The following is a 26,218-nucleotide window of genomic DNA, read 5'->3' as shown; positions in this document are numbered from 1 at the left end:
GGCGCGGGATTGAATTCATACCGCAGGCCAAGCATCAGCGAATGGTTGAAGTCGGTGCGCGTATCACGGTTGCCGTTGCGGAACCCGTAATCCGAATTCAGCGCCGCCGTGGCCGGGCCGGAAATGACGGAATGGTGCGACTGTGGCCCCAGCATGGTCCAGAACCGGTATTCCGCCGTGGCCGACAGCCCGACGGCCCAGGGAATCGGGAAGGCGAGGCCGAAGATCCCCTGATAGGCGAAGTTGCCATATGTCCCGCCGACATGCTGGCTGTAGGCCTGTCCCTGGTAATTGCCGGTAATCAGCGCGTTCATGTTCTGCCAGCCATAGCCGATGCCCGCGCCGAAATACGGGAACAGCCAGCTCTTGCCGATATCAAGGTCGAACAGCGCATTGGCCATCAGGCCGGATTCTTCCTGCCGGCCATTGGTGTGGGCATTGTATTTCCCACCCGTGGAGCCAAGGGATTCGAGGTTGTTATGGCGGAAATGGCCCTCAAGCTCGACACGGAAACCATTGCCGAGGCCATAGCCGATACTGCCGACCCCGATATCACCGGGGCTGTACTTGTCGCGTGCGTCGGAATGGCGCACGACCTGTCCCTGCGGCAGGCTGGCACCGCCTTCACCTGCCATGTACAGGCCCTGAACGGGCTGTGCGAATGCTGGAACCGATACAAGCACGGAGCCCAGGGTAACCGAGCCAGCCAATAAAGACCCTGCAAGCAGTCCGTACCGCAGATTCATACTCTTCTTCTCCCTTCGACGGGCCATTTCCAACATGTTGCCCGGTCGGGTGAACGTGCCATGTTCCTCTGGGCGGTCAGTCTGTGCATTCTTTTGCGGAAAGATGCGCACCCTGACAATCCATAAGCGGTGACCATACTGCCGCTTTCGGCGGCGTGATCCACTGTCATTTTCAACTGTGTGCGAGATGTCACACATGACAGCGTGTTCGATGACGCTCTGTTACCTTCGCAAGATCACGCGCTTCATACCAGCCTTGCCTCAAATGGTGGCGCCAGATCAGGCGTCTCGAATTCCACAACCCACAGATCCGGATCGCGTTTCATCTGCCGTTCAACATACGTATCCACGGCGGCCTGATCCACGGCCGCCTCTCCTGTAGCCCGGAACCATGCCCGCCGTCCATCGGGGGCACGCGTCTGCGCCAGTACAGACATCGCGTCGTGACGGTCGCGCAACACCACCACCACGCCACCTGCGTCCGCGTCGCCACGATGGAGCACAACGGCGGGATTCCCGGCCAGATTGGCCTGGCGCAGCACCGCGCTGACCCAGATCGCGGTGCGCAGCCGGGGTTCTTCATCCATCATGGCTGTTCCAGTTTTGCATAAATACAAAGGGAGGCATGCAGGAATAACACAATATATTGCTGTCCCTACTCCGCATGGGCGGGGGGTGTGGCGGGGTCTTCGGGAATGGTCGCAAGTGCCGCGCGATATTCCTCCGGATTGTCGAGCAGCGAATGCGCGGCATCAAGGTCGTTGTCGGTGCCGATCGCGGCGGGGCAGGATTTGCGGATCGCCAGCGTGCGCGACACCTCCATCGGATAGCGCGCCTGCCGCGACGCGCGCACCCACGGCGCGCTTTCCGCGTTCCCGCCGGCAAGGTCCTGAAGCTGGCGTTCAAGGCTGGCCTCGCCAAGGCTGGAGCAGATCTGCGGCATGACGCCAAGCCCCTGCAGCGGCCATCCCAGCGGGGCGAGGACCCGACTCCACGTCACGAACAGTTCCGCCCCATTGGGCATCTGCCCGATCGTCTGCACCAGACCCTTGCCCAGCGTCGCGCTGCCGACGACGACCGCGCGCTTCTGGTCCGCAAGGGCGGCGGCGAGGATTTCGGCCGCACTGGCGGTGCGCCCGTCGACCAGGATGACGATCGGCAGGCCATTGGTCATGTCGCCACCCTGCACCGCCCAGACATGGTTCGCCTGCGGGTCGCGCCCCTGTGTGATCGCCGCGACCCCATGGTCGAGCATCAGCGCGGAGGTCGTGACCGCCTGCTGCAGCACGCCGCCGCGATTGCCGCGCAGGTCGAGGATGAGGCCGCTCAGGTGCGCGATGCTCATCGCCTCGTCGAGGTACTGGCTCATTTCCTCGGCGGTGTTGGCCGAAAATGCGGTGATGTGCAGGACGACGTGATGGCCGCTGGTATAGGCGAAGACCGTCTCCGGCGGGACCGATTCCCGGCGCACCGCGACCGTCATGCGGTGCCGTCCCGGCGCGCCGACCAGCAACCGCACGAGGCTGCCGGGCGGTCCCTGCAGCCACGCGCTGACCGCCTCCACCGTGCGGTCCTGCGTGGAGCGGCCATTGACGGCATAGATCACCTGTCCCGCCGACAGCGCGGTCGGCCATGACGGGCCGTTCGCGTTCACTGCCGTGATGATGATCGCATGGTGGTCCAGCCCCAGCGTCAGCCCGGCGCTCGCCGTGCCGCCGGTGCGGATGCCACGGTCGGACACCGCCGCGTCGGGCGCGACATAGCGGGAGTAGGGGTCAAGGTGGTTGAACAGTTCGTCAAAGAACCCCTGCAGCATGCCATCCTGCCCGGTGGCGCGCATGTCGGAGGAACGGTCCCACGCGGTCTGCATCATCCGGGTGATGACATCGGTCCAGCCCGCAAGGTCGTCCGCGGCGGGGGTCGCCAGCGCAAGGACCGTATGCTGCGCCACCGACAGGTGCAGCATGTCGTGCTGTTCCTCCACCGTCAGGGACGGGTCGATCGCGCTCAGCCCGTTCAGGCCCCACAGGCTGAAATCGCGCACCGTATGGCTGTCGAGCGTGCGGGGCAGGAGGAAGGACAGGCTGGCATGCAGGACGGAGGAGGTCAGCGTCGGGTCGAAATGCGCCGATGCGGCGGGGGCATCCGTCGCCTGCACCGGCTGGGGCCGGGGCGGGGCGGCCGGCGTGGTCGAGACCAGTGCGTCATCGGCATGCGCCGCCGTCGTCAGGCGCGCGACGACCAGGATCATGATGAACGTATCGCGCGGCACCTGCAGGATCGTGCGCAGGCCGCGCGGCATCCCCTCCCGCGGGGTGCGCAGGATGGTGACGGACACCATGGCGCACAGGGGCGGCAGCAGGGAGCGGCGTTTCATCCGCGCCGCCTGCGGGCATGGGCGCGTGCGTGCGGGGCGTGCGCCCCATCCGTTTCATCGGGCAGGCCGAACACCAGTGCGCCCGTCAGGGTCGAGGCCTCGACCAGCCGGACCGCGATTTCGCGTCCCAGCCGGAAGGAAAGGCCACTATTGCGGCCCGACAGGGTCTGCGTCACCTCGTCATGGTGCCACTGGTCCACCGGCAGCGCCCCCTGCGGCAGCAGCCCGGTCGTGCCGGTAGACTCCAGCGTCACGAACACGCCAAAGCGCGAAACGCCCGTAACGCGGCCAGCCATGACCGTGCCGACCCGTCCAGACAGCCACGACGCGGCATAGCGTTCGATGGCGTCGCGTTCGGCCGCCGCCGCGCGGCGTTCCGTGGCGGTGACCGCGCGACCGATTTCCTCCAGTTGCCCCAGCACTGCGCGCCCATGGTCGGGGCCGCCACGTTCCAGCCCGGTGGCGTCTATCAGCGCACGATGCGTCACAAGGTCGGCATAGCGGCGGATCGGGCTGGTGAAATGGGCGTAGGATGTCAGCGTCAGGCCGAAATGCCCGATCGGGTCCGGGCTGTATTCCGCCTGGTTCTGCGCCCGCAGGATCAGTTCATTGACCAGCGGCGCGCACGGCAGGCCGCGCGTGGCGCGCAGCACGCCATCAAGGTCCGACGCCGTGATCATGCCGGCCGCTGGCAGGCGTATGTCGAGCGTGGCGAGGGCGGCGCGCAGTGACTCGAGCTTTTCGGGCGAAGGCGGGGCATGGATCCGATAAAGGCACGGATAATGTCGGTTTTCCAGTTCCCGTGCCGCGGCGACATTCGCCGCGATCATGAATTCCTCCACCACGCGGTGGCTGTCGAGGCGGACGCGCGCGCCGATTTCCTCCACATGGCCCGATGAATCCAGTACGACCCTGCGTTCCGCGAGGTCGAGGTCAAGCGTGCCGCGCCGTGCGCGCGCGGCGGCCAGCACCCGCCATGCGGCGAACAGGCAACTGACCATCCCCTCAGGAAGGGCCGCGGTGACGCTGTCGCCATGCCCTTCGGAGTCGGCCTGCGCCTGTTCGTAGGTCAGGCGCGCGGCACTGCGCATCAGGCCACGGCCAAAGCGGTGCGACGTGATCGCCCCCCCGGAATCGACATGCAGTTCCACGAACAGGCATCCCCGGTCCTCGCCAGGGCGTAGCGAACACCACCCGTTCGACAGGGCTTCGGGCAGCATGGGAATGACACGGTCGGGGAAATAGACGGAATTGCCGCGCCGCAGGGCCTCGCGGTCCAGCGCGCTGCCGGGGCGGACATACCATGCCACGTCGGCAATCGCGACGATCAGGCGGAATCCCGTGCCATCGGGTTCGGCATAGATCGCATCGTCGAAATCGCGCGCATCCGCCCCGTCGATGGTGACCAGCGGCACATCGCGCAGGTCCACGCGCCCCGTCGCGGGCACGGCGCGCGCGGCATCGGCCTGCTGCACGGCCTCGATGGGGAAGACATGGGGGATGTCATGGGCGCAGGCGCACATCAGGCTGATGGTGCGTGCGCTGTCGGCGGGGCCGATCCGTTCGATGATGCGCGCCGGGTGCAGGCCGGGGCCGGATTGTGGCAGCGGGGTCGCGATGACGATTTCGTTATCCGGCGTGTCCATCGCCTCGCCCGCGGGGATGCTCCACTGTGCGCGGGCGCGGCGGTCGGCGGGGATCAGGCGCCCGGCCTCGCGGTAGCGCGCGGGCGTGTGGGCCATGCCGGGGTCATCGGGCGTGCTGGCACGATACAGCCCCACGACCTGTGGCGGCGCATCGTCCAGGCGGCGCAGCGTCCGGCCCTCGTATCTGCCCGGCCCGATTTTCTTGAGCCGCGCGACAACGCGCTGCCCCGGCGCCAGCGCGGGACGGCCACGCGGTTCGGCATGCATGAAGATGACGGGGGCCGCCCCTTCCTGCGCCCATGCCACGGGACGGGCAATCGGGTCGCCATCCGGGTCCGTGCCCGTGACCTGCACCACCGCCGATTCCGGCAGGCGGTCGGATGCGCGGAACCGCTTCGCCCCCGCCGGGACGACCGTACCTTCGAGTGCGAGGTCACGCAGCATGTCGCGGATCGCGCCCTTGTGCTCCGGCCCGAGTCCGAAGGCGCGCGCGATCTCGCGCTTGCCCACGCGACCGGTCGCGCTGGCGATGAACTGCCGCACGCTGTCACGGTCGGGCATCTGTCGCGACCCATCGGGCGGAGTGTCGGTTCGCATGTCCGGCACCGCGTCGTTCCAGCGCGGCTGTCGCATCGTCAGTCGGCCTTGTCCGTGTCCGACGCGGCTTTGGCGGACGTGGCCTTGCGGGTGCGCGTGGTGGTCGCCTTTTTCGGGGCTGCCTTCTTCGTGGTGGTGGCCTTTTTCGTGGTGGCCTTCGCCGCCGTCTTGCGTGCGGGTTTCGCCGGGGCGTCGCCTTCGGTTGCGCTGTCGGTGGCCTTGGTCGCCTTCGTCCTGCGCGTCGTGGTCTTCGCCTTTGCCTTGGTGGTCTTGCCCTTGGCCTTCAGCGGCTTGCCCTTTTCCGCCAGCAGGGCCAGCGCCTCGTCCATCGTGACATCGTTCATGTCCTGCCCGCGCGGCAGGGTGGCGACGATCTGCCCATGCTGCACATACGGGCCAAAGCGGCCCTTGCGCACCATCACCGGTTCCCCGTCCTTGGGGTGCGGGCCGATGGTGCGGATGGAGGCCAGCTTCTTCGCCAGCGCATCGACCGCGCGGTTCAGCCCCACCGTCAGGACGTCGTCATCCTTGTCGAGCGAGCCGTACACCGCCCCCATCTTCACATAGGGGCCAAAGCGGCCAAGTCCCGCCTCGATCGGTTCCCCCGTTTCGGGGTGGATGCCCACGATGCGCGGCAGCGACAGCAGGCCCACCGCCTGTTCCAGTGTGATCTTGTCGCCCTCGATCCCGCGCGGGATGGTCGCGCGCTTGGGCTTGGCCTTCTTGTCCTCGGGGTCGGGTTCGCCAAGCTGCACATACAGCCCCCACGGCCCGCGCCGCACCGTGACTTCCGGCCCGCCATCGGGCGCATTGCCCAGCACGCGCATCCCTTCCTTCAGGGAATCCGCGTCCTCCGCCTCCTTGGGATCAACGACAAGGCGGCGTGTGTACTGGCATGTGGGATAGTTGGAGCAGCCGATGAACGCGCCATAGCGCCCCAGCTTCAGCCCCAGCCGCCCGGTGCCGCATGCGGTGCACACACGCGGGTCGCCGCCGTCGTCCTTCGGCGGGAAGAAATACGGTGCAAGGTCCGCGTCCAGCGCACTGATGACGTCGGAGATCTTGAGGTCCTTGGTCTGGTCCACCGCGTGGGAGAAGTCGGTCCAGAACGCCGACATCACGTCGCGCCAGTTCGCCCGCCCGCCGGAAATGTCGTCCAGCTGCTCCTCCAGCCCCGCCGTGAACTGCGTATCGACGTAGCGTTCAAAGAACGAGGTCAGGAACGCCGTCACCAGCCGCCCGCGATCCTCGGGGATGAAGCGGCGGTTTTCCAGCCGGACATAGTTGCGGTCGCGCAGTACCGTCAGGATGGAAGCATAGGTGGAGGGACGGCCAATGCCGATTTCCTCCATCTTCTTCACCAGGGACGCCTCGGAATAGCGCGGCGGCGGCTGGGTGAAATGCTGGTCCGCCGTGACGTCGCCACGTTTCAGGCCATCGCCCTCGCTCATGGCGGGCAGCATCCGGTCCTGGTCCGAATCGTCCTCGGATTTCGTCGCGCTGTCGTCGCGCCCTTCGCTGTAGAGGCGCAGGAACCCGTCGAACGCGATCATCGAACCCGTGGCACGCAGTGTGCAGCGCCCCTGCGCGTCGCGGATGTCGACCGCCACCTGGTCGAGTTCGGCCGACTGCATCTGGCTGGCGACGGAGCGTTTCCAGATCAGGTCATACAGCCGCTTCTGGTCCGCGTTGAGGTAACGCGCCATGTCGGCGGGGCTGCGGCGCACGTCGGTGGGGCGGATGGCCTCATGCGCTTCCTGCGCGTTCTTGGCCTTAGTGGAATAGACGCGGGCCTTGGCGGGGACATAGTCGTCGCCGAATGTCGTGCCGATATGCGAACGGATCGCGCCGATGGCCTCGCCCGCCATCTGCACGCCATCGGTTCGCATATAGGTGATCAGGCCGACCGTCTCGCCGCCGATGTCGATGCCTTCATAAAGCTGCTGCGCCGTACGCATCGCGACCTGCGCGCCCATGCCCAGCTTGCGCGAGGCCTCCTGCTGCATGGTGGACGTGGTGAAGGGCGGCGGCGGGTTGCGCTTGACCTTGCGCCGCTCCACCGCGCCGACGCTGAAGCTGCCGCCCTCGACCGTGGCCTTCGCCGCCATGGCGCGGGCTTCGTCATTGAGGTCGAACTGGTCAAGCTTCGCGCCATCAAGATGCGTCAGGCGCGCGGTGAAGGTCGCGCCCTTCGGCGTGGCGAAGGTTGCCGCGATGGACCAGTATTCGCGCGGGCGGAAGACCTCGATCTCCGCCTCGCGCTCGCAGATCAGGCGCAGGGCGACGGACTGCACGCGGCCCGCGCTGCGTGATCCGGGCAGCTTGCGCCACAGCACCGGCGACAGCGTGAAGCCCACGAGGTAGTCCAGCGCGCGGCGTGCCAGATACGCCTCGATCAGCGGGAAATCGAGGTCGCGCGGATGCGCCATGGCGGTCTGGATGGCGCTCTTGGTGATTTCGTTGAAGGTCACGCGCTGCACGTCCACGCCCTTGAGGAGGTTCTTCTCCTCCAGCATGGAGCGGACATGCCACGAAATCGCCTCGCCTTCGCGATCCGGGTCAGTGGCCAGGTACAGGTGCCGCGCCCCGCGCAGGGCGCGCGCGATCGCCGCCATCTGCTTGGCGCCGCGTTCGTCGGCTTCCCATACCATGGCGAACCCCTCGTCGGGGCGCACGCTGCCATCCTTGGGCGGAAGGTCACGTACATGCCCGAAGGAGGCGAGAACGGTATAGTTGTCACCCAGATACTTATTGATCGTTTTCGCCTTGGCTGGCGATTCGACCACCACGACGTCAGTCATTGTGTCTCCGGATCACGCGTTTCAATCCATCGGTTGTCCGTGGTCATGCCGGAGGGGCGGAAGACAGGACGACCATGTCCCCCGCAAGGACGTCGATCAGGCCCGACATCTCCATTTCCGACAGCACCGCAAGGACGGTTGCCGTCGAGAACTGGCAGCGCCGTACGAGATCGTCAACACTCGATGGTGCAAAAGACAGCAGTTCACGCACCGCCGCATGCGCCCCCTGTGCGTCCATCCGGGGGGAGGAAGGCATGTTTTCCGCCATTTCCACGGCCATCGGGGCCGGGTCGGGCGCTGGCGCGAAAAGAGGCGGGGGCACCGGCCCCGATGGCAGTTCGCGCAGGATGTCGCGCTCATTCTCCGTCAGCACCGCCCCCTGGCGCAACAGGTCATTGCTGCCGTGGCAGCGCGGATCGAGCGGGGAGCCGGGGACCGCGAACACGATCCTGTCATAGTCGAGCGCCATGCGCGCCGTGATCAGGCTGCCCGAACGCAATGCAGCCTCGATCACCACGCATCCCAGGCTGATTCCCGCGATCAGGCGGTTGCGGCGCGGGAAATGCCGCGCCTGGGGCATGGTGCCGGGCGGGGCCTCGGTCACCAGTGCGCCCTGTTCGGCGATTTCGTGGTGCAGGCGCGCATGTTCGGGGGGATAGGGGCAGTCCAGGCCCCCCGCGATGGCCGCCACCGTCCGTCGCGCCGGCAGCGCGCCGCGATGGGCGGCGGCGTCGATCCCGCGGGCAAGGCCGGACATGACGGTCACATCCGCCGCCGCCAGCATGGTTGCAAGGCTCTGGGCGATACGCATCCCCCCGGCGGAGGCATTGCGCGCGCCCACCACGCCGACGATGCGCCCGCGCAGCAGGCCCGTATCCCCCATGACCGACAGGACGGGCGGCGCATCGGCCACCACCGCAAGGGCAGGGGGATAATCCGGGTCACCATGGACCAGGATGCGCCCGCCAATGGCCGCCGTGCGCTCCATTTCGCGGGCGATGTCGCTGGCAGGCGGGACGCGCTCGGCCTCGCGCCCGCGCGAGAGCATGTCGAGTGCCGCCTGCGCCGATCCATGCGTGCGGATCAGGCGGTGATAGGAAACCGGACCGATGCCCCGTGTCCGTGCAAGCCGCAGGCAGGCGGCCACATGGGCATGGTCCGGCGTGGTCATGTCCCGTCCCGGGCCGTGTCGCGGCCCTGCCCGATGCGGGGTTCGGTGCCGTGGAAGATGCGGGTGATGTTGGCATGGTGGCGGATCAGGATCAGCACCGCGATCAGCACGCCCGCCAGATAGACGGGGGAGGAGAGGGGCACATGCCCCGGCCAGACCATGATCAGCGGCAGGGCCGCGAACGCCACCAGCGCCCCGGCGGAGGAAATGCGCGTCGCACGGGCGAATATCAGCCAGATGGCGCAGCAGCACAGCCCGATGGCCGGCGACAGCGCGATGACGGAGCCAAGCCCGGTGGCGACGCCCTTGCCGCCCCTGAACTTCAGCCAGACCGGGAAGCAGTGGCCCGCCACCGCGCATACCGCCGCCAGCGCCTCGGCCGCCTCGGTATGGAACGGGCACAGCACGAAGGCGCAGAAGACGGCGAACGCGCCCTTGGTCCCGTCGAGCACCAGCGTGCCCGCCGCCAGCTTCTTGTTGCCGGTGCGCAGGACGTTGGTCGCGCCGATATTGCCCGACCCGATCTTGCGGATGTCCCCCCCGCCCGACAGCGCGGTCAGCACCAGCCCGAAGGGAATGCTGCCGATCAGGTAGGACAGGAACGCCACCGCCGCCATGAGCGGCAGGTCATAGGATGGAATGCCGTAGATCATGCCGCGTCCAGGCCGAACACCTGCCGCCCGGCCTTCCATGTCGCCAGCACCCGTCCCTCCAGCGCGCGGCCATCAAAGGGGGTGTTCTGCGCCTTGCCGGGCAGTTCGCCGGCCTCCACCTTCCATGCGCGTTCGGGATCGAACAGGCACAGGTCGGCAGCGGCCCCCACGCCCAGCGTCCCGGCCTTGCTGCGCAGCAGGGCGGCAGGGCGGTGCGTCAGCAGCGCGATCGCGTCAGTCAGCGCAAGGCTGCCCGCATGCACCTGCGCCAGCGTCACCGACAGAAGCGTGGCAAGGCCCGTGCCACCCGCCGCGGCCACGGCAAAGGGCTGGCGCTTGTCATCCGCGTCGCACGGCGTGTGGTCGGACGCGATGGCGTCGATCGTGCCATCGGCCAGTGCCGCGCACACCGCGCGCCGGTCGGCCTCCGCCCGCAGCGGGGGGGAGAGCTTGGCATAGGTGCGGAAATCCCCGATCACCGTCTCGTTCAGGTCGAAATAGGGGGGGGCCGTGTCGCACGTGACATTCAGCCCGTCCGCCTTCGCCTGCCGGATCAGGTCCAGCCCCTCGGCGGTGGAGACATGGCCGAAATGAAGCCGCCCGCCCGTCATGCGCGCAAGGCGCAGGTCACGCGCGATCAGGATCGCCTCTGCCGCAGGCGCAATGCCCGGCAGGCCGAGGCGCGTGGCCAGTTCGCCGTCGGTGGCGCATCCGCCGCGCGCCAGCGACGGGTCCTCCGGATGCTGCACGACCATCGCGCCGAACGCGCGGGAATAGGTCAGCAACTGCCGCATCAGGCGCGTGTCGCCAATCGCGCGGATGCCGTCGGTAAACGCCACCGCGCCCGCTTCGTTCAGCAGGCCGATTTCCGCCATCTCCGTCCCCGCGCAACCGCGTGTCAGCGCGCCATAGGGCAGGATGCCGATCATGCCGGTTTCCTCGCCCCGCGTGCGGAGCAGGCGCACCAGCGCCGGATCGTCGATCGTCGGCAGGCAGTTGGGCAGCACCGCGATGGTCGTGATCCCGCCCGCGACGGCGGCACGCGCGGCCGAGGCCACGGTTTCGCGATATTCGAACCCCGGTTCCCCGATGGTGACGCGCATGTCCACCAGGCCGGGACACAGCACCATGCGCCCGTCGCCGCGCACGATGGCGGCCCCTTCGGGCGTGCCTTCGGCCTGCGGCAGGTCCACGCCCGCGATCACGCCATCGCGCACCAGCAGGCGGCCGGGCCGGTCCAGCCCGTTCGCAGGGTCGATCAGGCGTACATTTTCAAAGACGGTCGTGCTCATCGCGTGTCCTCCCCGCGGGAGAGGAGGTCGAGCACGGCCATGCGCACCGCCACCCCCATTTCCACCTGCTCGCGAATCACGCTCTGGTCGGAATCGGCGACGCGGCTGTCGATTTCCACCCCCCGGTTCATCGGGCCGGGATGCATCACCAGCGCCCCCGGCCGCGCAAGGGCGAGGCGTTTGTTATCCAGCCCGAAATACCGGAAATATTCGCGCGGGCTGGGCACCTGCCCGCCCTTCATGCGTTCGCGCTGCACCCGCAGCATCATCACCACGTCGGCATCGCGCAGGCCCTCTTCCATCGTGTGATGGATGGTAACACCCAGTGCCGCGATCGCGCCGGGCACCAGTGTCGGGGGGCCTACCACGCGCACCGTGCAGCCCATGGCCGTCAGCAGGTGGATGTTCGAACGCGCGACGCGGCTGTGGCTGATATCCCCGCAGATCGCGACCGTCAGGCCATGGAACCCGCCGAAATGGCGGCGGATCGTCAGCGCGTCGAGCAGCGCCTGCGTGGGGTGTTCGTGCGTGCCGTCGCCCGCATTGACGACGCTGGCCTCCACCTTCTGCGCCAGCAGGGCGGGGGCGCCGGACTGCGAATGGCGCACCACCAGCAGGTCGGTATGCATGGCGTTCAGCGTCGCGGCCGTGTCCAGCAGCGTTTCGCCCTTGTTGACCGACGAATTGGCGACCGACATGTTCACCACGTCCGCGCCCAGACGCTTGCCCGCCAGTTCAAATGACGTGCGGGTGCGGGTGCTGTCCTCGAAGAACAGGTTGATGACCGTGCGGCCCCGCAGCAGGTCGCGCGGCGTCTTTCGCGACCGGTTCAGCAGCGTATAGCTGTCGGCGAGGTCAAGGATCGGGGTGATCCGGGTCGGGTGCATGCCCTGCACCCCCAGCAGGTGCCGGGGGGATGCGCGAAAGAACTGCCCCCCCGTCGCACGCGGTGGGGCGGGGGAGCGTGTCGCGCGTTCATTCATCGGCAACGGCCTTTATCCGGGCAAGGACCTCGTCGCGGCCCAGTGCGAGCAGCGTATCATCGATGCCGGGCGACATGCTCGACCCCGTGACGGCCGCGCGCAGCGGTTGCGCCACCTTGCCGAGCTTGAGTTCGTTTTCCTCGGCAAACTTCCGCAGGGCCGCGTCGATGCCGGGACCGTCGAACGGGTCGAGCGCCGCCAGCGCCGTGCCAAGCCGCGCGAGCATCGCGCGGTTTTCGGGCGTCAGCAGCTTCTGCGCCTTCGCATCGAACGGCAGCGGGATGGAGCGGCCAAGGAACGCCGCGTTTTCCGCAAGCTCGACCAGCGTCTTGGCCCGTTCCTTCAGGCCGGGCATCAGGCGCAGCACGCGCGCGCGCGTCGCATCCCCGGTATCCACGCCCTCCATGTGCGACAGGCGTTCCATCACGTCGTTGGTCAGGCGCGTGTCATCGGCCTGGCGCATCCACACGCCGTTGATGTGCAGCAGCTTCGCATAGTCCATGCGCGAGGGGGAGCGCCCAACCCCGTCGAGGTCGAACAGCTTGATCTGCTCCTCGCGCGACAGGATCTCCGCATCGCCATGGCCCCAGCCAAGGCGCAGGAGGTAGTTGTTCAGGGCCTCGGGCAGATATCCCATCTCCCGGAACTCCACCACCGACTGCGCGCCATGGCGCTTCGACAGCTTCGCGCCGTCGGGGCCGTGGATCAGCGGCAGGTGGGCGAACTTCGGCAGGTCCCAGCCCATCGCGCGATAGATCATCGCCTGGCGGAAGGTGTTGGTCAGGTGGTCGTCGCCGCGGATGACATGGGTGATGTCCATGTCATGGTCATCGACCACCACCGCAAGCTGGTAGACCGGGGTGCCGTCGGCGCGCAGGATGATCATGTCATCCATTTCGGCGTTGGCGACGCGCACTTCGCCCTGCACGAGGTCGTGGAGGACCGTCTCCCCCTCACGCGGGGCCTTGATGCGCACGGTATAGGGGGCATCCTTGGGGGCCTCGGACGGGTCACGGTCGCGCCACATGCCGTTGTAGCGGGGGGGGCGTCCCTCCGCCATCGCGGTCTCGCGCATTTCCCTGAGCTCTTCGGCGGTGCAGTAGCAGCGATAGGCCAGCCCGCGTTCAAGCAGTTCGTGGGCCACCTCGGCATGGCGCGCCTGGCGGGTGGACTGGAACACGGGTTCCTCGTCCGACTGGATTCCCATCCATGCCAGGCCGTCGAACAGCACATCCACCGCCTTCTGGGTGGAGCGTTCGCGATCCGTATCCTCGATACGAAGGAGGAATTTGCCGCCGTGGTGGCGGGCATAGAGGAAGTTGAACAGGGCGGCACGGGCATTGCCGATATGCAGCAGGCCGGTGGGGCTGGGGGCGAAGCGTGTACGGACAGTCATGAAACGGCTCCTTAGCATGTGTTGGGTCCTGCCAACAGGGGGCAGGTGTGTCCGTGTCCGCCAATCCCCGCCAATGTGACGACGGGCGGGCATGATATACAGGCACGAATCGCCGCCCTTTCGCACCAACCCGACGGAGCCGCCCCATTCCCCACGCCCCATGGCATTCCCTGTGGCAGCATGCCGTGCGGAAATCCTCCCCGTTCGTGGCGATTCTGGCACAGCGGCTGTGGGCGCAGCGGGGGCGGCTGGCGCTGTGGCTGCCGGTGGCGATGGGGGCGGGGAATGCTGCCTATTTCACCCTGTCGCGCGAACCCGCCATGGGATGGGTCGTGGCCCTCGTCATGGTTGCGCTGGCCGGGCCGGTGCTGGTGCGCTGGCGGGGCGGGTGGCTGCGCGTGCGTATCGGTGCCGGACTGTCGTGCGCCATGGCGTGCGGGTTCCTTGCCGCGTGGGCGGCGGCGCACCATGCCCCGCCTTTTCCCGACCTGCCGCACCGCGCCACGCACCTGCGCGGACAGGTCATGGCGGTGGAGGATGTGGCGTCCCCCGATGGCGGGACGCGCCGCCGCGTGGACATCGGGCATGTGCAACTGCTTGGGGGCATTGATGCGGGCATGCCGCCGATGCGGCGTGTGATCCGCCTTCGCCTGCGCGATGACGACACGCAGGCGCTGGCGCCGGGCATGTGGGTTACGGTGCGTGCGCTGCTGCGCCCGCCAATGCCGCCCGACCTGCCGGGCGGGTACGATGCGCAGCGGCGGGCCTGGTTCGCGGGGATCGGCGGGTCGGGCCGGGCGCTGGACGTGCCCGTCATCACCGCAGGCGGGGCCGGGGGATGGAACCTGTGGCTGGGGCGGGTGCGCGCGCATGTCGCAGCCCGCATCATGGCCGTCCTGCCGGGGCAGCGCGGGGCGATGGCCGTGACGTTGCTGACGGGGCGTTCGGGCGGCATTTCTGCACGGACGCGCGCGGATTTCGCGGATTCGGGGCTGGCGCACCTGCTGGCGGTGGCGGGACTGCACCTTGGCATCGTCATGGGGCTGGGCATCGCGGCGGTGCGGATGGTGCTGGCGCTGTCGGAACATGCGGCGCTGCGCTGGCCCTGCCGGCAGGTCGCGGCGGTGGCGGGGCTGGCGCTGGGATGTGGGTACGTACTGCTGACGGGCGCGCACCTTCCGGCGCAGCGCAGTCTTGTCATGGCGGCGGTGGCGACGCTGGCCATCCTGACGGGGCGCAGGGTCGTCTCGCTCCGTTCGCTGGCGTTGGTGGCGGGTGGGTTCTTGCTGCTGGAGCCGGAGGAGATGCTTGAACTGCCGATGCAGATGTCGGTCGCGGCGGTCATGGCGCTGGTCGCGGGGTTCGAGGCCTGCGCCAATCCGCTGCGCCTGCTGCGGGAGGGGGAGTATGCGTGGCAGCGCGCCGTCGGGCGCATCGCGCATCCGGCACTGGCCAGCATCCTGGCCGGGGTGGCCTGCCTGCCGGTGGGGATGGCGCATTTCGCGGATGTCGGCGCGTGGTTCGTACTGGCCAACCTGATCGCCGTGCCGCTGGCGGCCCTGTGGATCATGCCGTGCGGGATGCTGGCGCTGCTGCTGATGCCGCTGGGGCTGGAGGCGCTGGCGCTGGTGCCGATGGGGTGGGGCAATGCGGTGGTCATCTGGCTGGCGCATCATGTCGCGGCCTGGCCCGGCGCGCATGTCGGCGTGCCGCAGATGCCCATGTGGGGGCTGGCGCTGTTCTTCCTCGGCCTGTGCTGGCTGTGCCTGTGGACGCGCCCGGCATGGCGGGCGTGGGGTGTCGTGCCCATCGTCATTGCCATGACGACACCATGGATGGTGCGTGCGCCCGATGTGCTGGTCCCGGCGCAGGGACGGATGCTGGCGGTCGTGGATGGCCCGGACCTGCTGGCGGGGCCACGGGGGCATGTGGACCGGTTCGTGCTTGGCGACTGGGCGCGTGTGCTGGACCGTCGCGTCGGGGTGCTGGCCGATGACATGGCCACGCCGGACGGTCAGATGACCTGCCGGGCGGGGGTGTGCGTGCTGGCCCGTGGGGGGCACCGGATCATGATGCAGTGGCGCGATGCGCAGCGCGCTTCCTGCGTCGGGGTGGACGTGTTCGTCACGCTGTCCGGCGGGCATGGGGCCTGTCGTGATGTGGCGCGGCGGATTGATGCGCTGACGCTGTGGCGTTCCGGGGCGCAGGCCCTGTATCTCGACCCGTATCGGGGGGTGGAGGTCCGCGCCGACCGGCAGGTGCGCGGTGCGCGCCCATGGGTGATGGGGCCGGGACAGCATGGGATGCCCAACCTGCCGATGGCCCGGGCGGAGTGAAGGGTGATCGGCGTTTGGGGGTGGCGACTTTTTTCAAAAAAGGCGGCGTATTTCGAAGCTTTTTGAAAAAAGCTTCACCAAAAACTTTTGAATTTTGGAAAAATGATACGGGTTGGAATTATCCATAATTCAAAAGAGTTTTTTGGTTCTTTTTGCAAAAAAGAACATCTCTTCTCTTACGCCTTCGCTGCGGGCGCCTCATGCCGGATATCTTCCTTCAGGCGATACTGGCACGGTTCAAAGGCGGGACAGCGCCAGCATTCGGGCCTGCGCGCCTTGCACACGTAACGCCCGTGCAGGATCAGCCAGTGATGGGCGGGGCGCAGCATTTCGGCGGGGATGCGTTTGACGAGTTGTTCCTCCACCGCGCGGGGGGTGGTGCCCGGAGCAAGGCCGGTGCGGTTGCCGATGCGGAAGATATGCGTATCCACCGCCATCGTGCTGTCGCCAAAGGCGATGTTCATTACCACGTTCGCGGTCTTGCGCCCTACGCCGGGCAGGGATTCCAGCGCCGCGCGGTCATGCGGCACCTTCCCGCCAAAACGGTCGAGCAACTGTTGCGACAGGGCGACGACATTGCGCGCCTTGGTCCGCCACAGCCCGATGGAGCGGATATGCGCGCCGACCTTTTCCTCGCCAAGGGCCACCATAGCCGCCGGGTCGGGCGCATCCGCGAACAGGCCCACCGTGGCGCGGTTGACCGACGCATCGGTTGCCTGCGCCGACAGCACGACAGAGACCAGCAGCGTGAAATCATCGACGAAGTTCAGTTCGCTGCGTGCCTCCGGGTTCGCGGCGGCAAGCTGTTCGATGAAGGCGCGGACCTCGACGCGCGTCATGGCGCGACGGGCGGGGCGCGGGCTGGGCCGGGAAGTGGGGCGGGCGGTGGTGGTCATGCACGATCCTGCGTCACGATAGGGCAATGTGGCCTTTGTCCACCCTTTGCAATCTCCTGTAAATCCGTGCCCCAAATCCATGCCTGTGTCACTTTGGCGCTTGTTTCGCGGCCTCAAGGTCGGATAGTCGTGCGCATTCCCTTACATCGTGGCACTACATCGATGCGCGCGACGGCAGTCGCGCGTGCGGTATCGGGATATACATGACCAGTTCCATGCTTCCTTCTCCTTCGGCGCGCGATCCTGATCGGGCGCGGCGTACCTTTGTCGCGGTCCTTGGCTTTGCCATCGCGCGCTGGCGGATGCACCCGGGCCTGCTGGCCTGGACGCTGGGCGGGGTGCTGGTCGCGACGCTGAGCGACGTGCTGACGCCGCTGCTGGCGGGGCGACTGGTCGATGACGTGGCGCATGCGGCGGCGGAGGGCAGGCACGACGCGATGGTCATGATCGCGGGGCTGGCCGCGCTGGGGCTGGCGGGCGTGCTGGGGCGGCGTGCATCATATCGGGGGATCACGCACCTCAATTCCCGCGTCATGGAAAACATCATGACCGGGGCCTTCGCCCGCGTGCAGCGTTTTTCCAGCGAATGGCACGCCAACAATTTCGCCGGGTCCACCGTGCGCCAGATCACGCGCGGCACATGGGCGATGGATACGCTGGGCGATACCATCATGCTCCTGCTGCTGCCCGAGGCACTGGTGCTGGTGGTCACGACGTTTGTGCTGGGCCTGCACTGGCTGGTGATGGGACTGCTGCTGGCGGCGGGGTCGGTGGCGCTGGTGGCGCTGTCGGTCGTGCTAACGTTGCAGTATGTCGCCCCGGCGTCGCGCCTTGCGAATTCGTGGGATACGCGCATGGGCGCGGCGCTGGCGGATGCGGTGACGTGCAACGCCGTGGTCAAGGCCAGTGGCGCGGAACAGCGCGAGGACGCGCACCTGGCATGGATCGTCGGGCGCTGGCGGCAGCGCACCGTGCGTTCATGGCTGCGCGGCACCAACAGCGCCAACCTTCAGGCGCTGGCGGCGCTGCTCATGCGGATCGGCATGATCGCCGCCGTGGTGGTGCTGTGGACATACGGGCGCGCAAATGCCGGGGATGTGGCCTATGTGCTGACGATGATGTTCGTGGTGCAGGGATACCTGCGCGATATCGGGCAGCAGATCTCCATCGTCCAGCGTTCGGTGAACGAGATGGACGAACTCGTCAGCCTGTTTGCCCGGCCTCCCGGCGTGGTGGACGCGCCCGGCGCGCCCGCGCTGCATGTGACGCAGGGGCATATCCGTTTCGAACATGTCGGGTTCGGTTACGTGGGGCAGGGGCGTGCGCCGCTGTTTGCGGACCTCACCCTCGATATCCCGGCAGGCAGCCGCGTCGGGCTGGTGGGGCCGTCGGGGTCGGGCAAGACGACGCTGACGAAACTGCTGCAGCGGCTGTATGACGTGCGGGCGGGGCGGATCACCATTGATGGCACCGACATCGCCACGGTGACGCAGGCCTCCGTCCGGTCGTCCATCGCCATCGTTCCGCAGGAACCCCTGCTGTTCCATCGTTCGTTGCGTGACAACATCGCCTATGGCCGGCCTGATGCGACCATGGACGAAATCATGCAGGCGGCGCGGCTGGCCAATGCGGCGGACTTCATCGAACGCCTGCCGCAGGGATACGCGACGATGGTGGGCGAACGCGGGGTCAAGCTGTCGGGGGGCGAGCGCCAGCGCATTGCCATCGCGCGCGCGTTCCTCAGCAACGCGCGCATCCTCGTCATGGACGAGGCGACCTCCAGCCTCGATTCACAATCCGAACTGCTGGTCCAGCAGGCGATGGAGCGCCTGATGGCGGGGCGGACCGTGCTGGTGATCGCCCATCGCCTGTCCACGGTGGTGGGGCTGGACCGCATCATCGTCTTCCGCCACGGGCAGGTGTGCGAGGACGGGACGCATGAGGCCCTGATGGCCCGCCCCGACGGACTGTATCACCGCCTGTTCGCGCTGCAGTCGGGGGAGGCGGCATCGGCCTGAAGTTTTAAGAGTTTTTGGGTGTCGCCTTTTTTCAAAAAGGCGACGTTCTTTGAAGCTTTTTGAAAAAAGCTTCACCAAAAACTTTTAAATTTTGACAGTCAATTTTAACAGGCACTGACAGGAATTATTCCGGCAGCATCGGGCCAAGCGCACGCCCCGCGAAGATATGGACATGGAAATGCGGGACTTCCTGGCCGCCTTCCTCGCCCACGTTCGACAGCAGGCGGTATCCCGGCCCGTCAACCTGCAGGATGCGTGCGACCTGCCCCACCGCGCGGGTAAAGCCGGTGATCTCCGCCTCCGACGCGTTCTGGCTGAAATCGGCAAAGGAGACATACGGCGCCTTGGGGATCACCAGAACATGGATCGGTGCCTTGGGCGCGATGTCGTGGAAGGCAAGGACATAGTCGTTTTCATAGACCTTGTTGCACGGCAGTTCGCCGCGCAGGATGCGCGCAAAGACGTTCTGCGGATCGTACGGTACGTTTCCCTTTACGGCCATGTCTGTGTCTGTCCTCTGTCAGGTGGTGTGGGGCGATGGTGCCGCATGGCGGCGTATCGCACAATATCGCGCACGGGCGGGATTGTCCGCCGCGACGTTTACGCCAGCGGGTCGCGGGGGCGGGCGGCCTTTTCCGCGATGCCGCTTGTCCCCTCGCGGCGCAGCAGTTCGGACCAGACCTCGTTCGGTTCCACGCCCGCGTCCACCCACATGACAATCAGGTGGTACAGCACATCGGCGCTTTCGCTGATCAGTTCGTCACGGTTGCCGGCCACGGCCTCGATCAGGCATTCGACCGCTTCCTCGCCGAATTTCTGGGCGATCTTGCGCCGCCCGCGCGCCAGCAGGCGGGCCGAATGGCTGATGGACGTATCCGTGCCACGCCGCGAACTCACCACCGCGAACAGCCGGTCGAGCACGTCGGGCGTCGCCAGCGGCATTTCCTCGATCAGGTCGGCGGCGCGCGCCTTTGTCGCGGCCTTGGAAACCGTCTTGGCCGGGGCCTTGGGGGCGGCCACCTTCTTTGCCTTGGCGGGCTTGTCGGCGGCAGGCTTGGATTTGGGGGGCTTGGGCATCGTATGTCCTTTCCGTGCGTGGCGGCTGTGCGTGTGTGCGGGGCGCGTCGTCAGGTCAGCAGGTCTGGCGCACCGGCAGGCCCGCTGCGGCCAGCGCCTGCTTGACCTGCGGGATGGTGAACTGCCCGAAATGGAAGACACTGGCGGCCAGAAGCCCGGTCGCGCCGGCCTTTGCCCCCTCGACGAAATGCTGCAGGTCGCCCACCCCGCCGGAGGCGACGATCGGCACGCGCACCGCGCCGCAGGCCGCGCGCAGCAGGTCGAGGTCGAATCCCTTGCCCGTGCCGTCGCGGTCCATGCTGGTCATCAGGATTTCGCCCGCGCCCCGTTCGGCCACCTCGCGGCACCAGTCGATGACGTTGCGCCCGGTCGGCGTGCGCCCGCCATGGGTATAGACCTCCCACGATCCATGCCCGTCCGAACGCGCGTCGATGGCCACGACCACGCACTGGCTGCCGAATTTCTGCGCCGCCTCGCTGATGAGGTCGGGGCGCGTGACCGCGGCGGAGTTCATGGCGCACTTGTCCGCGCCCGCCAGCAGAAGGCGGCGCATGTCGTCGGTCGTGCGCACGCCGCCCCCCACCGTCAGCGGCAGGAAGATGCGTTCGGCCGTGCGGTTGACGACATCGAGGATGGTGTCGCGGTTTTCGCTGCTGGCGGTGATGTCGAGGAACGTCAGTTCATCCGCCCCCGCCGCGTCATACACCGCCGCCTGTTCCACCGGGTCGCCCGCATCGCGCAGGGAGACGAAGTTCACGCCCTTGACCACGCGCCCGTTCTTGACGTCGAGGCAGGGGATGACGCGCAGTTTCAGCATCAGGCCAGCACCCGCAGCGCGTCGGCGGGATTGATCCGCCCGTCATACAGCGCGCGCCCGACGATCACGCCCTCGATCCCCGGCGCCTGCGCGGTGGCGGCGCGCAGGGCCTCCAGATGCTCCAGACTGCCGACGCCGCCGCTGGCGATGACGGGGATGTCAAGCGTGTTCGCCAGTTCCGCCGTCTGCGCGATGTCGATGCCCGTCAGCATGCCGTCACGGCTGATTTCGGTGAAGATCACGCTGGCGACGCCCGCATCCTGCATCCGCAGGCCAAGGTCCACGGCCTTCATCTCCGACGTCTCGGCCCAGCCTTCGGTCGCGACCTGCCCGCTGCGCGCGTCGATGCCCGCGACGATGCGGCCGGGGAACAGGCGGCATGCCTCACGCACGAGGTCGGGATTCTTGACCGCGACACTGCCAAGGATGACGCGCGTGATCCCGGCCGACAGCCAGTGGCCGATGCTTTCAAGGTCACGCAGCCCCCCGCCCAGCTGCACCGGGACGGTGGCGTTGGCGATGATCGCCTCGATCGCCTCGGTATTGGCCGAACGCCCGGCGAATGCGCCGTTGAGGTCCACGACATGCAGCCATCTGTAACCGGCATGGATCCACGCGCGCGCCTGTGCGCCGGGATCGTCGGAATAGACGGTGGCATGGTCCATTTCGCCACGGCGCAGGCGCACGCACGATCCGTCCTTGAGGTCGATTGCGGGATAGAGTGTCAGGCTGTGTCCGGTCACGGCGGCATGTCCTGCGGCAGGGATGGGGGTGGAGGTATCCTGCGGGTGGGCGGGCACGATCCGCTCATCATCCTGCAGGCGCTTGGTGAAGAAAAGCCCGCTGACGGTCTGTCCGTTCGCGCGGGCGTAGCTGGGATGCGTGCCCCAGTGGTAGAATCCGTGCGCGCGGAACAGGGCGACGGCGTCTTCCTGCGTCGCGCGGACGTCGAGGTTGAGGATCTGGTAGCCCATCGCGCGGGCGCACTGCTCCACCTCGGTCAGCAGCAGGCGGCCCAGCCCCAGCCCGCGGGCATAGGGCGCGATGTAGAAATGCATCAGCGCGGCACTCATCGCCTGCGCCTCGTTATTGCGTGGCGGGCGGACCATCTGCGCCGCGCCGACGATCACGCCATCATGGCGCGCAACGAACAGCTGGCGTTCGGGCACCAGCAGCAGGCCCCGGAAATAGCGTTCCAGCACGTCATGCGGCGGTGGCGACAGCCAGCCGAACCCGCCGCCATCCAGGATCGCGGCATGCGTGGCCTCGCACAGCGACTGCAGGTCGTCTTCCGACAGGGACTGCAGCCGTTCCGTGGTCAGGCGCGGGGCGGGGGCGGTGTTCATGCCGGCTCCCTATGCCGCGCCCAGGGCCGGGGCGGGAGTCCAGCGCAGGAAGTTCGCAAGGATGCGCAGTCCCACCTTCTGGCTTTTCTCGACATGGAACTGCGTGCCCGCGCGGTTGCCATGCGCGACGATGGCCGGCACCGCGCCGCCATAATCCGTCGTGGCCACCAGCGTCGCGGGGTCATGGCCGCTCAGGGCGAAGGAATGCACGAAATAGCCATGGGCATCCGGTGACAGCCCTTCGGTCAGGGGATGGGCGCCCGGCGTGAAATCCAGCTGGTTCCATCCCATCTGCGGCAGGCGCAGGCCGGGCGCGGACATCAGGGTGATGTCCCCCCTGATCCATCCGAATCCCGGCGTGACGCCATGTTCGCGCCCGCGCGTGGCCATAAGCTGCATGCCCACGCAGATGCCAAGGAAGGGGGTGCCGTCATCGGTCGCGGCGATGATGGCGTCACGCAGGCCCGGTTGCGCCGCAAGCCCCGCCGCGCAGTCCGCGAATGCCCCCTGCCCGGGCAGGACGATCCGGTCCGCCGCCAGCACGGCCTGCGGGTCGGCGGTGATGGTGACATCGGCCGCGATGCCGCAATCGAGCGCCGCGCGCGTCAGTGCCCGCGCGGCGGAGGCAAGGTTGCCGCCGTTATAGTCGATGACGACGATGGACTGGGGCTGTGGGGCGGGCATCGGTGTTCTCATGCGATCGGGGTGGAGGGGGCGTCGGCGTGCGCCACGTGGGCGTGCATCAGGCGCAGGCGCGCGTCATCGGCATCGTGGGCCATGACGACCGGGCCGGGGGCCATGCCACGCAGGCCGAGTTCCCATCCCCGGATATCGGCGGCGCACAGCGCAAGCAGCACATGCATCGCCACCAGCACCACCATCAGTGCCAGCCCGTGGGGGACCGCGGCCCATGCCATCAGGGCCACGCCACCCGCCATCAGCCCGGCAAGGGGACAGCCCCGCGCCACAAGCCCCGGCCACCCCAGCAGCAGGACCAGCCACGACATGCGCTGCGGCACCAGCGTCGCCCGCGCCGTCCTGGTCTGCCCCGGCGGTGTCCAGGTGGCGTAGAAGGTCACAGCACGCCCTTGGTGGAGGGGACGATGCCCTGTGCCCGCGGGTCATGTTCGGCGGCCATGCGCAGCGCGCGGGCCAGCGCCTTGAAAGAGGCTTCGGCAATATGGTGGCAGTTGCGGCCCGAACGCTGCGTGACATGCAGCGTCACCATGGCGCTCATGGCGAAGGCGCGGAAGAATTCCTCGAACAGTTCTGTGTCCATCTCCCCGATCTTGTCACGGGTGAATTCCACCGACCATGCAAGGTAGGGGCGGCCGGAAATGTCGATCACCGCCTCGCTCAGCGCCTCGTCAAGCGGGACGAGCGCGCTGCCGTACCGGCGGATGCCGCGCTTGTCGCCGATCGCGCGGGCAAAGGCCTTGCCCAGCGCGATGCCGGTATCTTCCACCGTGTGATGGTAGTCGATGTGCAGGTCGCCCTTCGCCTCCACCGTCAGGTCGCACATGCTGTGCCGGCCCAGCGCGGTGAGCATGTGGTCGAAGAATCCGATGCCCGTGGCGATCCGTGTCTGCCCGGTGCCATCAAGGTTGAGGGACACGGTGATGTCGGTTTCGCTGGTGGCGCGGTGAATCGTGGCTAAGCGGGGTTCGGTCATGGTTTCTGCTTCTACAGCAAGGCGCAGGGTGGAATCCATACCGATCCTGCCACGCACCGGCGCGCATGCGTGCTTCGCCTTGGCTTTGGGTGACATCTGCGGCATGGTGCGACGCGCATTGCGGATGCGCGGCGACGCTGGCATCGCCCGCCATGGATGTGGCCCTGACCTGTGCCCGCCCCGCATATCGAAGGAACATGTAAAATGACCCCGCTTGACCTTCTGCTGTCACGTTTTTCCACCGATGCGCTGGTGCAGCCCGCGCCCGATGCGGCGCAGTTGGAACGGATCCTGTCCGCCGCGATGTGCGCCCCCGACCATGGGCGGCTGCGGCCGTGGCGGTATGTCGTGATCCGTGACGACGCCCGCGCCCGTGTCGCCGAACTGGTGGTGGCGAGCATGAAGCGCCTCGACCCCGAGGTATCGGAAGCCAAGATCGAGAAACGGCGCGACCGGTTTTCGACCATGCCGCTGGTCATCGCGCTGGGCATGCACCTGCGTCCCGATCACAAGATCCCCGTGATCGAGCAGGAAATGGCCGTGGCCGCCGCGGCGATGAATGTGCTCAATGCCCTGCATTTCACCGGGTTCGGCGGGGTGTGGGTCAGTGGCGACGTGACCTATGACCCGCAGTTCGCGGCCGAACTGGGTTTTGACGCGCCGCACAGGCTGGCGGGTTTCCTGTTTGTCGGCACGCCCGGCCCCGACGCCCGCCCCGCGCGGCGCGCGGTGGTTGATGGCTATGTCGCGCAATGGAATGGCCCGGCCACCCGTTTCGCGGTGGATGACAGCGACGCCAGGTAACCGCCTGGCCTCACGGTTCGTGGCGGAAGGTGTCCGCAGGCGGCGACATGCGGGGCGATACAGGCGCACAGGAGTATCCGAGACGTGCAGAGCGATGTGACGATTATCGGTGGCGGTCCGGTCGGGCTGGCCACCGCCCTTTCACTGGAGGCGCAGGGCCTGTCGGTCACGGTGCTGGAACGCGCGCCTGCCGCCGTACTGGCCGAAGCGCCGTTCGATGGCCGTGAAATCGCGCTGACCCATCATTCGATGGGTGTGCTCAGGGCGCTGGGCGCATGGCCCCATATCCCGGAGGTGGCGGTTTCCCCCCTGCGTGAAGCGCGGGTGGAGACCGGCCGGCACAACCACCCGCTGACGTTCGACACGCGCGGACGCGGGGTGGAGGCTCTGGGCTACCTCGTGTCCAACCACCTGATCCGCCGCGCCCTGTATACGCAGGCCGCGCAGCGTCCGGGCATCACCATAAAGGCGGGCACCGCGACACGGTATGTACGCAACGGCCGGGGGGAAATGACGGTCGTCCATGATGGGGGGGAGGAAACATCCCGCCTGGTCGTCGCGGCGGATGGCCGGTTTTCCCAGATCCGCCGCATGCAGCGCATCGGCGCGGTCATGCACGATTTCCGTCGCTCCATGCTGGTATGCCGCATGGCGCATGATTCCCCCCACCATCATGTGGCGACCCAGTGGTTCGATGAAGGGCAGACCGTGGCCCTGCTGCCGGTCAACGGGGGGGCGTCTTCCATCGTCCTGACCCTTCCGCCGGACCGGATCGAGGAACTGCGCCACATGGAGCGCGATGCGTTCAACGAACAGATCATGCAGCGGGTGGGCAACCGCCTGGGGCGCATGCGGCTGGTCAGCACGCGCCATGTCTATCCATTGCGTGGTGTCTATGCGCACCGTTTCGTCATGCCGGGCTTTGCGCTGGTGGGGGATGCGGCGGTGGGCATGCACCCGATTACCGCCCATGGGTTCAACCTCGGCCTGAAGGGGCAGGAAACGCTGGCGCAGGAGATCGGTGCGGCAATGGCAAAGGGGGAGGAGATCGGCAGCCTGTCGGTCCTGCGTCGGTTCGAGCGCCGGCATCGCCTTGCCACCGCGCCCCTGTTTGCCGCGACGAACGGAATCGCCACCCTTTATACGCGTGATGAACTGCCGTTCCGTCAGCTGCGCCGCGTGGGGCTGCAGGTGGCTGACGCGCTTTCCCCGTTCAAGAAGGCCGTGACCGATATGCTGATGGATCGTCAGAAATCGGCGTGAAACCGGCGGAAATCCGTTTTCATCCAAGGGCTTGTTGCGTCATCGGAACACAAAAAACGATCTTTTTTTCATTTTTGGATTGACGGTGGTGGGTGAGGGGCCTATATCCCCGTTCACCGCTTCGGGGGCAGAAAGTTCTTGAGTTTAGCGGTCTGGTTTTCTAGAGTGTTTGGCCCGGTTGGGTTAACGGTTTAGGTGGTCGGGGTTCATTGACAATAGAATAGAGACTGGAAGGGATATGTTGGCGGCGTTTTGCTGTGTTTACCTTGTGTAGGCATGGTGGAGGTGCGGTTGGATTGGGTGACTGATCGACTGGCCGAGACGTTT

General features: G+C 67.3%; 22 protein-coding genes. 4 read left to right on the top strand and 18 right to left on the bottom strand.

What is annotated here, in order from left to right:
* The 10 genes from KMAL_RS12540 to gltX form a co-directional block, all read right to left on the bottom strand.
* Positions 1 to 746: outer membrane protein (locus KMAL_RS12540; protein ID WP_239020130.1), on the bottom strand; the 746-nt coding region annotated here is incomplete at its 3' end.
* Positions 747 to 991: 245 nt separating this feature from the next.
* Positions 992 to 1,336, bottom strand: a complete 345-nt coding sequence (locus KMAL_RS12535; protein WP_180999824.1) for a DUF1491 family protein — start codon at positions 1,334 to 1,336, stop codon at positions 992 to 994.
* 65 nt (positions 1,337 to 1,401) lie between these two features.
* Positions 1,402 to 3,123, bottom strand: a complete 1,722-nt coding sequence (locus tag KMAL_RS12530) for a S41 family peptidase (protein ID WP_110096021.1) — start codon at positions 3,121 to 3,123, stop codon at positions 1,402 to 1,404.
* Entirely contained in the window at positions 3,120 to 5,402 is a 2,283-nt protein-coding gene (locus KMAL_RS12525) for a ribonuclease R family protein (protein ID WP_110096020.1), read from the bottom strand. The genes KMAL_RS12530 and KMAL_RS12525 overlap by 4 nt, the downstream gene beginning before the upstream one ends.
* Positions 5,403 to 5,404: 2 nt before the next feature.
* Positions 5,405 to 8,167: a type I DNA topoisomerase gene (gene topA / locus KMAL_RS12520; protein ID WP_110096019.1), complete on the bottom strand. Its 2,763-nt coding sequence runs from the start codon at positions 8,165 to 8,167 to the stop codon at positions 5,405 to 5,407.
* A 43-nt stretch (positions 8,168 to 8,210) separates the two neighbouring features.
* On the bottom strand, positions 8,211 to 9,338 hold the full coding sequence (gene dprA / locus KMAL_RS12515) for a DNA-processing protein DprA (protein ID WP_110096018.1): 1,128 nt from the start codon (positions 9,336 to 9,338) through the stop codon (positions 8,211 to 8,213).
* A complete protein-coding gene (gene plsY, locus KMAL_RS12510) occupies positions 9,335 to 9,991 on the bottom strand; it encodes a glycerol-3-phosphate 1-O-acyltransferase PlsY (protein WP_110096017.1) in 657 nt (218 codons plus the stop codon). The genes dprA and plsY overlap by 4 nt, the downstream gene beginning before the upstream one ends.
* Complete coding sequence (locus KMAL_RS12505; RefSeq protein ID WP_110096016.1) at positions 9,988 to 11,283, bottom strand: dihydroorotase; 1,296 nt, start codon at positions 11,281 to 11,283, stop codon at positions 9,988 to 9,990. The genes plsY and KMAL_RS12505 overlap by 4 nt, the downstream gene beginning before the upstream one ends.
* Positions 11,280 to 12,266 (bottom strand): aspartate carbamoyltransferase catalytic subunit, encoded by a 987-nt coding sequence (locus KMAL_RS12500; RefSeq protein ID WP_275399302.1) that lies wholly within the window; start codon positions 12,264 to 12,266, stop codon positions 11,280 to 11,282. Before KMAL_RS12500 ends, KMAL_RS12505 begins: the two co-directional genes overlap by 4 nt.
* The gene (gltX, locus tag KMAL_RS12495; RefSeq protein ID WP_110096015.1) at positions 12,259 to 13,662 is read right to left on the bottom strand and encodes a glutamate--tRNA ligase; all 1,404 of its coding nucleotides are present in this window, start codon (positions 13,660 to 13,662) and stop codon (positions 12,259 to 12,261) included. The genes KMAL_RS12500 and gltX overlap by 8 nt, the downstream gene beginning before the upstream one ends.
* A gap of 206 nt (positions 13,663 to 13,868) precedes the next feature.
* Here gltX and KMAL_RS12490 point away from each other — a divergent pair, with 206 nt between their 5' ends.
* Positions 13,869 to 15,998, top strand: a complete 2,130-nt coding sequence (locus KMAL_RS12490; protein ID WP_239020129.1) for a ComEC/Rec2 family competence protein — start codon at positions 13,869 to 13,871, stop codon at positions 15,996 to 15,998.
* Between the two features lie 176 nt (positions 15,999 to 16,174).
* Here the strand turns inward: KMAL_RS12490 and nth are convergent, their stop codons facing one another.
* Positions 16,175 to 16,894, bottom strand: a complete 720-nt coding sequence (gene nth / locus KMAL_RS12485) for an endonuclease III (protein WP_110096014.1) — start codon at positions 16,892 to 16,894, stop codon at positions 16,175 to 16,177.
* 203 nt (positions 16,895 to 17,097) lie between these two features.
* Here nth and KMAL_RS12480 point away from each other — a divergent pair, with 203 nt between their 5' ends.
* Positions 17,098 to 18,912: an ABC transporter ATP-binding protein gene (locus KMAL_RS12480; protein ID WP_239020128.1), complete on the top strand. Its 1,815-nt coding sequence runs from the start codon at positions 17,098 to 17,100 to the stop codon at positions 18,910 to 18,912.
* 124 nt (positions 18,913 to 19,036) lie between these two features.
* Here the strand turns inward: KMAL_RS12480 and KMAL_RS12475 are convergent, their stop codons facing one another.
* From KMAL_RS12475 to hisB, 7 genes are all read right to left on the bottom strand, one after another.
* Complete coding sequence (locus KMAL_RS12475) at positions 19,037 to 19,414, bottom strand: histidine triad nucleotide-binding protein (protein ID WP_110096012.1); 378 nt, start codon at positions 19,412 to 19,414, stop codon at positions 19,037 to 19,039.
* A gap of 98 nt (positions 19,415 to 19,512) precedes the next feature.
* The gene (locus KMAL_RS12470; protein ID WP_180999823.1) at positions 19,513 to 19,989 is read right to left on the bottom strand and encodes a phosphoribosyl-ATP diphosphatase; all 477 of its coding nucleotides are present in this window, start codon (positions 19,987 to 19,989) and stop codon (positions 19,513 to 19,515) included.
* 55 nt (positions 19,990 to 20,044) lie between these two features.
* Positions 20,045 to 20,806 carry an imidazole glycerol phosphate synthase subunit HisF gene (hisF, locus tag KMAL_RS12465; protein WP_110096011.1) on the bottom strand — a complete coding sequence of 254 codons (762 nt, stop codon included), beginning with the start codon at positions 20,804 to 20,806 and terminating at the stop codon, positions 20,045 to 20,047.
* Positions 20,806 to 22,152, bottom strand: a complete 1,347-nt coding sequence (gene hisA / locus KMAL_RS12460; RefSeq protein ID WP_110096010.1) for a 1-(5-phosphoribosyl)-5-[(5-phosphoribosylamino)methylideneamino]imidazole-4-carboxamide isomerase — start codon at positions 22,150 to 22,152, stop codon at positions 20,806 to 20,808. The genes hisF and hisA overlap by 1 nt, the downstream gene beginning before the upstream one ends.
* A 9-nt stretch (positions 22,153 to 22,161) precedes the next feature.
* Complete coding sequence (gene hisH, locus KMAL_RS12455) at positions 22,162 to 22,836, bottom strand: imidazole glycerol phosphate synthase subunit HisH (RefSeq protein ID WP_110096009.1); 675 nt, start codon at positions 22,834 to 22,836, stop codon at positions 22,162 to 22,164.
* 8 nt (positions 22,837 to 22,844) lie between these two features.
* A complete protein-coding gene (locus KMAL_RS12450) occupies positions 22,845 to 23,231 on the bottom strand; it encodes a hypothetical protein (protein WP_239020127.1) in 387 nt (128 codons plus the stop codon).
* Positions 23,228 to 23,824, bottom strand: a complete 597-nt coding sequence (gene hisB / locus KMAL_RS12445; RefSeq protein WP_110096022.1) for an imidazoleglycerol-phosphate dehydratase HisB — start codon at positions 23,822 to 23,824, stop codon at positions 23,228 to 23,230. The genes KMAL_RS12450 and hisB overlap by 4 nt, the downstream gene beginning before the upstream one ends.
* Positions 23,825 to 24,028: 204 nt before the next feature.
* Here hisB and KMAL_RS12440 point away from each other — a divergent pair, with 204 nt between their 5' ends.
* Both KMAL_RS12440 and ubiM read left to right on the top strand, forming a co-directional pair.
* Complete coding sequence (locus KMAL_RS12440; protein ID WP_110096008.1) at positions 24,029 to 24,628, top strand: nitroreductase family protein; 600 nt, start codon at positions 24,029 to 24,031, stop codon at positions 24,626 to 24,628.
* Positions 24,629 to 24,712: 84 nt separating this feature from the next.
* On the top strand, positions 24,713 to 25,891 hold the full coding sequence (gene ubiM / locus KMAL_RS12435; protein ID WP_110096007.1) for a 5-demethoxyubiquinol-8 5-hydroxylase UbiM: 1,179 nt from the start codon (positions 24,713 to 24,715) through the stop codon (positions 25,889 to 25,891).
* The last annotated feature ends 327 nt before the right edge of the window (positions 25,892 to 26,218 follow it).

The organism is Novacetimonas maltaceti (assembly GCF_002906255.1).
In the GTDB taxonomy this organism is placed as follows: domain Bacteria; phylum Pseudomonadota; class Alphaproteobacteria; order Acetobacterales; family Acetobacteraceae; genus Novacetimonas; species Novacetimonas maltaceti.
This window is presented reverse-complemented; position numbering and strand designations above follow the sequence as displayed.